Here is a 12,081-nt window from a genome sequence, read left to right as displayed (position 1 = left end):
GGCCGCACACGCGCGGTCACCGGTCGCCGGCGGCGGCGCCCCGGGCGCGGCGGACGGACCCGTACCCCGGCCGGGCCGGAGGAGGCCGGGTCCCCGCGACCCCGGCCCGATCCGAACGACAGGTCCCAGGGCCTCCCGGACATGCCGTGGCGGACACCCCGCGCGGCCGCCCCACCTGCGTGGGGGCGGTGGTCACCGGGTGCCCGCTGCTCGTTTCGCCGCGGATGACGCATCCTTGAGGTGTGGAGTTCCTCGGGGACGAGTCGGTCGAGCGGAAGGGGAGGGCGCGAGGGATGAGTTCCGGCGCACCTGCTCATAACGCTTCGGTGCACAACAAGGGACGCGGTGCCGCGGACCCGTCGGCCGCAAGGCACCATGGACCGATGCGCGACGACGAGGCGGGCACTGCCCAAGGGGCGATCGGTGCGCTCGTCCATCGCGCGGTCGACGGCGACGAGCAGGCCACCCACGACCTGCTGGCGCACGTCCATCCCCTGGCCCTGCGCTACTGCCGCACCCGGCTGTCCCGCCTCCCGGGCGACGCCCGGCACTTCGTCGAGGACCTCGCCCAGGAGGTCTGCGTCGCCGTGCTGCTCGCGCTGCCCCGCTACAAGGACACCGGGCGCCCCTTCGAGGCGTTCGTCTTCGCCATCGCCGCGCACAAGGTCGCCGACCTCCAGCGCGCCGCCATGCGCCACCCCGGCTCGACGGCCGTCCCCTCCGACGAGATGCCCGAGCGGCCCGACGACTCGCTCGGACCGGAGGAGCGCGCCCTGCTCAGCAGCGACGCCGAGTGGGCCAAGAAACTGCTGGCCAACCTGCCCGAGAACCAGCGCGAGCTGCTCCTGCTGCGCATCGCCGTCGGCCTCACCGCGGAGGAGACCGGGCAGATGTTGGGAATGTCACCCGGCGCGGTCCGGGTCGCCCAGCACCGCGCGCTCAGCAGACTGCGCGCCCTGGCCGAGCAGTAACCACGCGCGTCCGGCCGCCCCTTCGGCCGCTGAACGGCCCCGGGACCGGCCCCGTACGAACATACGAAGACCGGAGCCTTGCGTGATCGTGGAATGAGCCACCCGTCCTTCCCGTTAGCATGGGCATCCGCACCGATCAAGGCCATTTGGGGAAGGTGTCATGACTGCCAACGTCGACGGAGTGCCCGGTAAATTCGCGACACTCGGGCTGACCTACGACGACGTGCTGCTGCTGCCGGGCGCGTCGGACATGGCGCCCGACCAGATCGACACCGCCTCGCACGTCTCCCGGAACGTGCGGGTCAACATCCCGCTGCTGTCCGCCGCCATGGACAAGGTGACCGAGGCCCGCATGGCGATCGCGATGGCCCGCCAGGGCGGTGTCGGTGTCCTGCACCGCAACCTGTCCATCGAGGACCAGGCCAACCAGGTCGACCTGGTGAAGCGCTCCGAGTCCGGCATGGTCACCGACCCGATCACCATCCACCCCGACGCCCTGCTCGCCGAGGCCGACGCGCTGTGCGCCAAGTTCCGCATCAGCGGCGTGCCCGTCACCGACGGCAACAAGCGGCTGCTCGGCATCGTCACCAACCGCGACATGGCCTTCGAGACCGACCGCTCCCGCCAGGTGCGCGAGGTCATGACCCCCATGCCCCTGGTCACCGGCAAGGTCGGGATCTCCGGCACGGACGCCATGGAGCTGCTGCGCCGCCACAAGATCGAGAAGCTGCCGCTGGTCGACGACCACGGCGTGCTCAAGGGCCTGATCACGGTCAAGGACTTCGTCAAGGCCGAGCAGTACCCCAACGCCGCCAAGGACGGCGAGGGCCGGCTCCTGGTCGGCGCCGCGGTCGGTGTCGCCGGTGACGCCTTCGAGCGCGCCCAGGCCCTGATCGAGGCGGGCGTCGACTTCATCGTCGTCGACACCGCCCACGGCCACTCCCGGCTGGTCGGCGACATGGTCGCCAAGATCAAGTCCAACTCCTCCGGCGTCGACGTCATCGGCGGCAACGTCGCCACGCGCGACGGCGCCAAGGCCCTCGTCGACGCGGGCTGCGACGGCATCAAGGTCGGCGTCGGCCCCGGCTCCATCTGCACCACCCGCGTCGTCGCCGGCGTCGGCGTCCCGCAGGTCACGGCCATCTACGAGGCCGCGCTCGCCGCCAAGGACGCCGGGGTCCCGGTCATCGGCGACGGCGGCCTGCAGTACTCCGGCGACATCGCCAAGGCCCTGGTCGCCGGCGCGGACACGGTGATGCTGGGCTCGCTGCTCGCCGGCTGCGAGGAGTCCCCCGGTGAGCTGATGTTCATCAACGGCAAGCAGTTCAAGTCGTACCGCGGCATGGGCTCGCTCGGCGCCATGCAGACGCGCGGCGACCGCAAGTCGTTCTCCAAGGACCGCTACTTCCAGGAGGGCGTCGCCTCCGACGAGCAGCTCGTCCCCGAGGGCATCGAGGGCCAGGTCCCCTACCGGGGCCCGCTCGCCTCCGTCGTCCACCAGCTGGTCGGCGGTCTGCGCCAGTCGATGTTCTACGTCGGCGGCCGCACCGTGCCGGAGCTGCAGGAGAACGGCCGCTTCGTCCGGATCACCTCCGCGGGCCTCAAGGAGAGCCACCCGCACGACATCCAGATGACGGTCGAGGCACCGAACTACAGCCGCCAGTAGCGGCCGCCTCGGGCGAGGGCGGCTCCGGACGGATCCGGGGCCGCCCTCGCCGTACGTCCGGGGCGGTGGCCGTCGTCACCGTCGGGGATACTGGAAGGCGCTGCAACGCAACAGGGAAAGGCCACAGACGTGACTGAGATCGAGATCGGGCGCGGCAAGCGCGGCCGCAGGGCGTACGCCTTCGACGACATCGCGGTCGTCCCCAGCCGCCGTACGCGGGACCCGAAGGAGGTCTCGATCGCCTGGCAGATCGACGCCTACCGTTTCGAGCTGCCGTTCCTGGCCGCTCCCATGGACTCGGTCGTCTCGCCGGCCACGGCGATCCGCATCGGCGAGCTCGGCGGCCTCGGCGTGCTCAACCTCGAGGGCCTGTGGACGCGCCACGAGGACCCGCAGCCGCTGCTCGACGAGATCGTCGGCCTCGACGCGGAGACCGCGACCCGCCGCCTGCAGGAGATCTACGCGGCCCCCGTCAAGGAGGAGCTGATCGGGCAGCGGATCAAGGAGGTGCGCGACTCCGGCGTCGTGACCGCCGCCGCGCTCTCCCCGCAGCGCACCGCCCAGTTCTCCAAGGCCGTGGTGGACGCGGGCGTCGACATCTTCGTCATCCGCGGTACGACCGTGTCCGCGGAGCACGTCTCCAGCTCGCACGAGCCGCTCAACCTCAAGCAGTTCATCTACGAGCTCGACGTGCCCGTGATCGTCGGCGGCTGCGCCACCTACACCGCGGCCCTGCACCTGATGCGCACCGGCGCCGCCGGTGTGCTCGTCGGCTTCGGCGGCGGCGCCGCGCACACCACGCGCAACGTGCTGGGCATCCAGGTGCCGATGGCCACCGCGGTGGCCGACGTGGCCGCGGCCCGCCGCGACTACATGGACGAGTCCGGCGGCCGGTACGTGCACGTCATCGCGGACGGCGGGGTCGGCTGGTCCGGCGACCTGCCCAAGGCGATCGCCTGCGGCGCCGACTCCGTGATGATGGGCTCGCCGCTCGCGCGGGCCACCGACGGCCCCGGCCGCGGCCACCACTGGGGCATGGAGGCCGTCAACGAGGAGCTGCCGCGCGGCAAGAAGGTCGACCTCGGCACGGTCGGCACGATCGAGGAGATCCTCACCGGCCCCTCCCACACCCCGGACGGCTCCATGAACTTCTTCGGCGCCCTGCGCCGCGCCATGGCGACCACCGGCTACAGCGAGCTCAAGGAGTTCCAGCGCGTGGAGGTCACCGTCGCCGACTCCGAGCACCGGCGGTAACTCCGGCGCGTCTCCCGTCGCGACAGCCCGAAGGGCCGGTCACCTGGTGGGTGACCGGCCCTTCGGCATGCGGGGGGGGCGAGGGCTGAGGGGCGCGTGGGTGCCGTCGGGACATCCGGGGATCCGGTCGGTGCCGGGCGCACGTGTGTGCGGCCGCGGTGGTGCCCGGCGCGTGTGTGCGGCCGGGGCGGTGCCGAGTCCGGTTCGCCGGCACACGCGCGTGGCGCGCCCCGCGTCACAGCCGGTGGGCCGCCCCCGTGGGCGTGGCCCCGCGCGTGTCCAGCAGCAGCTGGGCCTTCACCGACAGGCCCTGCAGGTCGTACGTGCGGTGCTGCTGGAGCAGGATCGTCAGGTCGGCGTCGGCCGCCGCCTCGTACAGGGAGTCGGCGCGCGGAACGGGCCGGTCGAGGACGCTCCAGGACGGCACGTGAGGGTCGTGGTAGCTGACCGAGGCACCCAGCTCCATCAGCCGTACCGCGATCTCCCGGGCCGGGCTGCCCTGCTGGTCGGCGAGGTCGGCCTTGTAGGTGACGCCGAGCAGCAGCACGCGCGCGCCGCGCGCGGACTTCCCGTGCTCGTTGAGGAGCGCGGCGGCACGCTGGACGACGTATCCCGGCATCCCGCTGTTGACCTGCTCGGCCAGTTCCGCCATGCGCAGCGTGCGGCCGGTGCCGGTGGTGAGGCCCTGGGGGGCGGCGTGGCCCCCGACCCCCGGGCCGGGGCGGAAGGCCTGGAAACCGAAGGGCTTGGTCTCCGCACAGCGGATGACGTCCCAGAGGTCGACGCCGAGGTCGTGGCAGAGCACCGCCATCTCGTTGACCAGGGCGATGTTCACGTGCCGGAAGGTGCTCTCCAGCAGCTGCACGGTCTCCGCCTCACGCAGCCCGCGCGCCCGGACGACCTTGTCGGTGAGCCGCCCGTAGAAGGCGGCGGCGGACTCGGTGCAGGCGGAGGTGAGGCCGCCGATGACCTTCGGCGTGTTGGCGGGCGTGAAGTCCCGGTTGCCGGGATCGACCCGACTGGGGGAGTGGGCGAGGTGGAAATCGCGGCCGGCGCGGAGTCCCGACCCCTGCTCCAGGAGGGGGAGCAGGAAACCCTCCGTCGTCCCGGGGACCACCGGGGACTCCACGATCACCGTGGTGTGCGGGCGCAGCCGGGGCGCGAGGGTGCGGGCGGCGGCCTCCACCTGGGATAGGTCCGGGTCGCCGTCGGCCCCCCGCACGGCCGGCGCGCAGATGAGGACGGTGCGCACCCGCCCCAGCTCGGCCGGGTTCGCGGTCACGCGGAAGCCCTGGGCGAGCATGCGGCGCAGCTCCGCCGGGCTGAGGGAGCTCGCCTCGGGTCCGGTCCGGTAGCCGATGGTGGGGATGCCTGCTGCGACCGCGGCCTGGGCCGGCGGCAGGCCGTACGGACCGAGACCGATGACGGCGAGATCTGCGGGCATGGCGTTGACCGTCCTTCCCGATAGCCGAAGTGGGACAGGTGCGCAAGCCCTGTGGACAGGACGGGCGAGCGCAATGTCAGACTAGGAGTAAATATGACCGATATGCGGGATTGATCGGCTGAGTTTCGGAGAGTCGTCCCTCCGGCGTTGTCCACAGGTCACCGGTCCGTGGTGGCTGAAGTCGGGCAACCCGGTCAGAATTTGGGCATGAGGGAGGGGAAGAACCGGGCTTCGCCCGACGGGTGCGGCCGATGCGACCGATGAGCGGGAGGCAGCGGTGAGGACAGCGACACTGGGGCCGGCGCAACGCGCCGAGTCACTCGCATCCATGGCCGAGCGCGAGCTGGACGTGCTGGTCGTCGGCGGAGGCGTGGTGGGCGCGGGCACGGCGCTCGACGCCGTGACGCGCGGTCTGTCCACAGGACTGGTCGAGGCGCGCGACTGGGCGTCCGGCACGTCCAGCCGCTCCAGCAAGCTGATCCACGGCGGGCTGCGGTATCTGGAGATGCTGGACTTCCCCCTCGTGCGCGAGGCGTTGAAGGAACGGGGACTGCTGCTGGAACGGCTGGCGCCGCATCTCGTGAAGCCGGTCCCCTTCCTGTATCCGCTGCAGCACAAGGGCTGGGAGCGGCTGTACGCCGGGTCGGGCGTGGCGCTGTACGACGCCATGTCCATGGCCCGGGGGCACGGCCGGGGTCTGCCCGTGCACCGGCACCTGACCCGTCGTCACGCCCTGCGCGTGGCGCCCTGCCTGAAGAAGGACGCGCTGGTCGGCGCACTCCAGTACTACGACGCGCGGGTGGACGACGCCCGCTTCGTGGCCACCTTGGTGCGCACCGCCGCGGCCTACGGCGCGAAGACCGCCAACCACGCGCGGGTCACCGGCTTCCTCCGGGAGGGTGAACGGGTCGTCGGCGCCCGGGTCCAGGACCTCGAGGGCGGCGGGGAGTACGAGATCCGTGCCAAGCAGGTGGTCAACGCCACCGGTGTGTGGACCGACGACACCCAGGGCATGGTGGGCGAGCGCGGCCAGTTCCATGTGCGTGCCTCCAAGGGCATCCACCTGGTCGTCCCCAAGGACCGCATCCACTCCACGACCGGGCTCATCCTGCGCACCGAGAAGTCCGTGCTGTTCGTCATCCCCTGGGGCCGCCACTGGATCGTCGGCACCACCGACACCGACTGGGACCTCGACAAGGCCCACCCGGCCGCGTCCAGCGCCGACATCGACTACCTCCTGGAGCACGTGAACTCGGTGCTCGCGGTGCCGCTCACCAGGGACGACGTGCAGGGTGTGTACGCCGGACTGCGGCCGCTCCTGGCCGGCGAGTCCGACGCCACCAGCAAGCTGTCCCGCGAGCACACCGTGGCGCACCCCGTGCCCGGACTCGTCGTGGTCGCGGGCGGCAAGTACACGACCTACCGGGTCATGGCCAAGGACGCCGTGGACGAGGCCGTGCACGGGCTCGACATGCGGGTCGCCGATTGCGTCACCGAGGAGGTGCCCCTGCTGGGCGCCGAAGGCTACCGTGCCCTGTGGAACGCCCGGGCGCGCATTGCCGCGCGGACGGGACTGCACCCGGTGCGGGTCGAGCACCTGCTGAACCGGTACGGGGCGATGGCCGATGAGGTCCTCGACCTCATCGTCTCCGACCCCGCGCTGGGTGAGCCGCTGCAGGCCGCCGACGACTACCTGCGGGCCGAGGTCGTCTACGCCGCCTCGCACGAGGGTGCCCGCCACCTGGACGACGTGCTGACCCGCCGCACCCGCATCTCGATCGAGACCTTCGACCGGGGCACGCGCAGCGCCCGCGAGGCCGCGGAGCTGATGGCGTCGGTACTGGGCTGGGACAAGGACCAGATCGAGCGCGAGGTGCAGCACTACGAGAAGCGGGTGGAGGCCGAGCGGGAGTCGCAGCGGCAGCCCGACGACCTCACCGCCGACGCGGCGAGGCTGGGCGCTCCGGACATCGTTCCGCGGTAGGGGATTCACTCGAACGAGTGCCGCATTCGGGGATCTTCGTTCGGTATCCGGCCGTTCTACCAGGTGCGGGGGCAGAACTCGGCCGCGAGCACCGCGGGCTCCAGGCCGGGATCCGCTATCGCGTCCGAGTTCACCCGGAGAGTGAGGACACGCTCGCCGTCGACGGTGGCCGCGGTGCGCACGTAGCTGCCGGAGATCCGGCCGTTGTGTCCCCACACCGTGGTGCCGCAGGGAAGCGTCTCCGGGTAGAGGCCCATGCCGTACGAGCCATGTGCGGCACGGGTGTCGAGCATCTCGCGCATCCAGCGCGGGGGCAGCAGTTCACCGCCGAGCAGGGCCGCGTAGAAGCGGTCTAGATCGGCGAGCGTGGTCACCAGCTCGCCCGCGGCGCCGGCCACCCGCGGGTCGAGTTCGGTGACATCGGTTCCGTCGGCGGCGTAGGCCCGGCCGTGCGGCGAGGGCAGGGATGTGCGCGATCCGGGAAAGGAGGTGCCCGTCAGACTCAGCGGAGCGATGATGCGCCGCTCGGCCTCGGTGGCGTAGGAGCGGCCGGTGACCTGCTCGACGACCAGGCCGAGCAGCACGTAGTTGGTGTTCGAGTAGGAGTAGCGGCCTGGGTCGGCCGGAGGGTGGGTGAGAGCCAGACGTATGGACTGGAGCGGCGTGAGGGGGACCGTGCCACGGGTGTCGGCGGCGAAGTCGTACAGACCGCTGGTGTGGGTCAGCAGGGAACGCAGGGTCAGCGCGCGGCCGTCGTTGCCCGCACCCCGCACCACGCCCGGCAGGTGTTCCTCCACCGTGTCGGACAGCGACAGCCGGTCTTCCTCGGCCAGTTGGAGCACCACGGTCGCCACGAACGTCTTGGTGATGCTCCCGGCGCGGAAGTGGTCGGACCGTGCCACATCGCCTCCCGCGTCCGCGTAGCGGTATCCGCTCTCCTCCTTGGCCAGGAGTGCCGCCGCGGACGCCTCGCCCCCGGTGACCAGCAGGGGGAGGATCGCGTTCGTGGGCTGGTCCGCCGGGGCCGAGGAGGCGGCCGGAGCCCAGGCGAGCAGGGCCAGGGACACAGGAACGGCCAGTAGTGTCCGTAGCGACGGCATCCGGGCTCCTCCCTGGTCGGGGGAACACATCATGCAAGGCGCCTTTACGCGCCCTTCATCCGGGGCCGTGATCCCCTGGGGCCGGGGCGTCCGCCCGAGACACCCTGGGCGTCGGGCACTTGTCGGGTGAGGGACAATGAAGGCTCTGTCAGGGCGGGTTGCATGAGGGGACGCATGTCGGAGCCGGAGCGGGCGGGGACATCTCGTCAGGACAAGAGCGCACGCCTCCTCGCCGGGCGGTACCGGCTGGGAGATGTGCTCGGCCGCGGCGGCATGGGGACGGTGTGGCGCGCCGAGGACGAGACCCTGGGCCGGACCGTCGCCGTCAAGGAACTCCGCTTCCCGTCGAACATCGACGAGGAGGAGAAGCGCCGGCTGATCACCCGGACGCTGCGCGAGGCCAAGGCGATCGCCCGGATCCGCAACAACAGCGCGGTGACCGTCTTCGACGTGGTCCAGGAGGACGACCGGCCCTGGATCGTCATGGAACTCGTCGAGGGCAAGTCGCTCGCCGAGGCCATCCGGGAGGACGGTCTCCTGGAGCCCCGGCGCGCCGCCGAGGTCGGGCTCGCCGTGCTGGACGTTCTGCGGTCGGCACACCGTGAGGGCATCCTGCACCGGGACGTCAAGCCGTCCAACGTGCTGATCGCCGAGGACGGCCGGGTCGTGCTGACCGACTTCGGCATCGCGCAAGTCGAGGGCGACCCGTCCATCACCTCGACCGGCATGCTGGTCGGTGCCCCCTCCTACATCTCCCCGGAACGCGCCCGCGGACACAAGCCGGGACCGGCGGCCGACCTGTGGTCGCTGGGCGGGCTGTTGTACGCGGCGGTGGAAGGCGCCCCGCCGTACGACAAGGGGTCCGCGATCGCCACGCTCACGGCGGTGATGACGGAACCGCTCGAGGAGCCGAAGAACGCCGGACCGCTGCGGGACGTCATCCACGGGCTGCTCACCAAGGACCCCGCCCAGCGGCTCGACGACGCCGGGGCGCGGGCGATGCTGAACTCGGTCATCCACGCGCCCGAACCCCGCACGGAGGAGCCCGAACCGGCGGACGCGACGAAGGTCGTACCGCTGCCCGAGCAGCCCGCGGGGCGTGGCCGGGGGGAGCGGGGCGAGGAGGCCGGCGAGCGGCTGCGGGGCGCGTTGAGTTCCGTACGCAAGATGGCCGCCGCCGCAGGGGCCGCCGGTGCGGCTCTCGCGGCGCGCGCCAAGACGGCAGGCGATACGGCGGCTTCGGGTTCCGGCACGGTCCCGGGCCCCCGTGGATCGGGCACGCCGGCCGCGGCCTCCACCGCGTCCGCCGCCCCGGCGGCATCCGCCTCCACCGCGCCCCCTGCCCCCTCTTCACCGCCGTCCGCTTCTCCTTCCCCGGCCTCGACGTCCTCGTCCTCTGCCTCTTCGTCGTCCTCCTCGTCCCAGCCCTCCTCGTCCTCGTCCCCGTCCTCCCCGGGATCGGCGGCCTCCGGGGCGGGCGCCGGCCAGCAGGCAGGCGGCACGGGACAGGGCACGAAATCCGGTTCGAGCGGGCGGAGTTCGGGGTGGCCCGTGATGACGCCGCCGGACCTGCCGCCGAGGCCGGTGCGCCGTGCGCCGCTGACCGACGTGGTGCCGCGGCGGACGCTGATCGTGATCGCGGTGGTCGTGGCGCTCGCCGTACTCGGCACCGTGCTCGCGCTGACCCTCGGAGGCGACGAGGGAACCGACGGAGCCAAGGGTGGCAGCGGAGACAAGACGGTGGCCGGGGCGACGCCCAGTGCCGACACGAAGGGCGACGAGGGCGACAAGGGCGGCGACGCCCAGCCCGACGGTTCGGCGGACGGCGCGGGCGGAGGTTCGGGCAGCGGTGCCGGGGACAACGCCCCCAGCGCCAACCAGGACGAGGACGACACGGACGGCGACACGGACGGGTCCGGTAGCGGCGCGGACGTCTCGGCCGACCGGACGCACCAGGGGAAGCAGGGCTACTCGATCGGTCTGCCCGACGGTTGGAAGTACGTCTCGACGGGTGCCGCGGGCGACCGGTTCACCGGGCCCGGCGGGCAGAAGCTGCTCATCGCCTGGACGTCGACGCCCAAGAGCGACCCCGTCGCCGACTGGAAGAGCCAGGAACGCTTCATGCGGCGTGCGCAGTACCGGCAGATCCGCATAGAGAAGGTGGACTACCGCGGCTGGAACGCGGCCGACTGGGAATTCACCTACACCGAGGGCGGGACCAAGTACCGCACCATCGACCGGGGGTTCGTCGTCGAGGGTCGGGTCGGGTACGCGCTGATGTACACGGCCAAGGCCGCCGACTGGGACGGCGAGCAGCGCAAGACGACGTGGCGGACGCTGACGGAGACGTTCCAGCCGAAGTCCTGAGCGACGCACGGCCGGTACGGGTCCGACGCGCGGCCGGTACGGGATTCGGTGGCCGGCCGAGAGGGACCCGACAGCCGGATCCGCGTACGGGCGAGGTCGTCGGGGAAGTCGTCGGCCAGGTCGTGCATGAGCGGCCCGCGGAATGGGGAGTGAGATGTGGCATCCCCGCTTTGCGGGTTGCCTCCGGCACGTATCGTGAGTGCTTGCGGACCGTACGCAGCGGGAATGGTCCGCCGTACGAACGGAATTGACCGACCGTACCGCCGGGGGAGGCATTGTGGACGACTACGCGGGGCGTGTTCTCGCCGACCGCTACCGCCTGCCGCTGCCGCCCTCCGACGAGTACGAACTGACCGAAACGCGCGCCTTCGACACCTACAGCGGGCAGGAAGTGCTGGTCAGGCAGGTGCCGTTGCCCGAGGTGGTCGAGGCGGAGGTGCTCGACGCCGAGGGCCTTCCCGACGGTTTCACGGCACGTGACGGGGGCGAGCGGCGTGTCTCCGGGCGCTCGTCCGGGCGTCCGTCCGGGCGGGCGGGCACGCGGCGGCCGGCGGATCCGGTGGTGCGGCGGGCGGTGGAGGCCGCGCAGGCGGCTGCCGCGATCCCCGACCATCCGCGACTGGACCAGGTCTTCGACGTGTTCGCGGAGGGCGGTTCGCTGTGGATCGTCAGTGAGCTGGTGTCGGCGCGTCCGCTGTCCGCGCTGCTGGCCGAGAAGCCGCTGTCGCCGTACCGGGCGGCGGAGGTGGCCGCCGACGTCCTGATGGCGCTGCGGGTGCTGCATTCCCACGGCTGGGTGCACCGCAACATCACCGCCCGCACGGTGCTCGTCTGCGACGACGGCCGGGTGATGCTGACCGGTCTGGCCGTGGGCGCGGCGGAAGAGGCACTCTGCGGATACGACCCGGTGCCGGACGTCGCCCCCGACGACCCGGAATCCGACCCGGGTCCGGAGGCCGGGCCGCGCCCGGCGGTAGCCGGACGGCCCTCGGCGGGACCGGTCGCAGGGGCGCCGGGTGCCGCGGCCGGAGCGGCTGGGCCTCACGCGTTGACGCAGGTGGCACCCGGGGGTGCGCCGATGGCTCCAGGCGGCGTCCCGGGGTCCGGCCTGCGGTCAGGACCGGGACAGGGCGCCGGACACGGACACGGACAAGGGCAGGGGCAGGGGCAGGGACCCGGAGGCGGGCCGTCCTGGCCGCCCGGATTCACCGCCGACCCGGCCCTCGGCCCCGCTCCCGCCACGGATCCCGATGCCGCCCGGCGGGCCGCCATCGAAGCGCGCGCCGGTCGGCTCC

At 72.3% G+C, this 12,081-nt stretch carries 8 protein-coding genes; 6 read left to right on the top strand and 2 right to left on the bottom strand.

All coding sequences use genetic code 11. The annotated features are described in order from the left end of the window. Positions 1-383 precede the first annotated feature (383 nt). From G3I53_RS32255 to G3I53_RS32245, 3 genes are all read left to right on the top strand, one after another. Positions 384-971 carry a sigma-70 family RNA polymerase sigma factor gene (locus G3I53_RS32255; protein WP_164338721.1) on the top strand — a complete coding sequence of 196 codons (588 nt, stop codon included), beginning with the start codon at positions 384-386 and terminating at the stop codon, positions 969-971. A 160-nt stretch (positions 972-1,131) separates the two neighbouring features. Continuing rightward, positions 1,132-2,637 carry an IMP dehydrogenase gene (gene guaB / locus G3I53_RS32250; protein ID WP_164338720.1) on the top strand — a complete coding sequence of 502 codons (1,506 nt, stop codon included), beginning with the start codon at positions 1,132-1,134 and terminating at the stop codon, positions 2,635-2,637. 129 nt (positions 2,638-2,766) lie between these two features. Then, on the top strand, positions 2,767-3,891 hold the full coding sequence (locus G3I53_RS32245; RefSeq protein WP_164338719.1) for a GuaB3 family IMP dehydrogenase-related protein: 1,125 nt from the start codon (positions 2,767-2,769) through the stop codon (positions 3,889-3,891). Positions 3,892-4,126: 235 nt separating this feature from the next. On the opposite strand, the gene G3I53_RS32240 is transcribed toward G3I53_RS32245, so the two are convergent. After that, the gene (locus G3I53_RS32240; protein ID WP_164334326.1) at positions 4,127-5,335 is read right to left on the bottom strand and encodes a nucleotide sugar dehydrogenase; all 1,209 of its coding nucleotides are present in this window, start codon (positions 5,333-5,335) and stop codon (positions 4,127-4,129) included. A 277-nt stretch (positions 5,336-5,612) separates the two neighbouring features. Here G3I53_RS32240 and G3I53_RS32235 point away from each other — a divergent pair, with 277 nt between their 5' ends. Then, positions 5,613-7,319, top strand: a complete 1,707-nt coding sequence (locus G3I53_RS32235; RefSeq protein WP_164334325.1) for a glycerol-3-phosphate dehydrogenase/oxidase — start codon at positions 5,613-5,615, stop codon at positions 7,317-7,319. Between the two features lie 56 nt (positions 7,320-7,375). Here G3I53_RS32235 and G3I53_RS32230 read toward each other — a convergent pair whose 3' ends face one another. Continuing rightward, positions 7,376-8,419 carry a serine hydrolase domain-containing protein gene (locus G3I53_RS32230; RefSeq protein WP_164334324.1) on the bottom strand — a complete coding sequence of 348 codons (1,044 nt, stop codon included), beginning with the start codon at positions 8,417-8,419 and terminating at the stop codon, positions 7,376-7,378. Between the two features lie 174 nt (positions 8,420-8,593). Between G3I53_RS32230 and G3I53_RS32225 the strand changes: the two genes are divergently transcribed. Together G3I53_RS32225 and G3I53_RS33505 are read left to right on the top strand one after the other, a co-directional pair. Next, positions 8,594-10,786: a serine/threonine-protein kinase gene (locus G3I53_RS32225; RefSeq protein ID WP_164334323.1), complete on the top strand. Its 2,193-nt coding sequence runs from the start codon at positions 8,594-8,596 to the stop codon at positions 10,784-10,786. A gap of 277 nt (positions 10,787-11,063) precedes the next feature. Further along, the coding region (locus tag G3I53_RS33505; RefSeq protein ID WP_343240724.1) for a protein kinase at positions 11,064-12,081 on the top strand (1,018 nt) is incomplete at its 3' end.

This window comes from Streptomyces sp. SID14436 (assembly GCF_010548465.1).
Lineage (GTDB): Bacteria > Actinomycetota > Actinomycetes > Streptomycetales > Streptomycetaceae > Streptomyces.
This window is presented reverse-complemented; position numbering and strand designations above follow the sequence as displayed.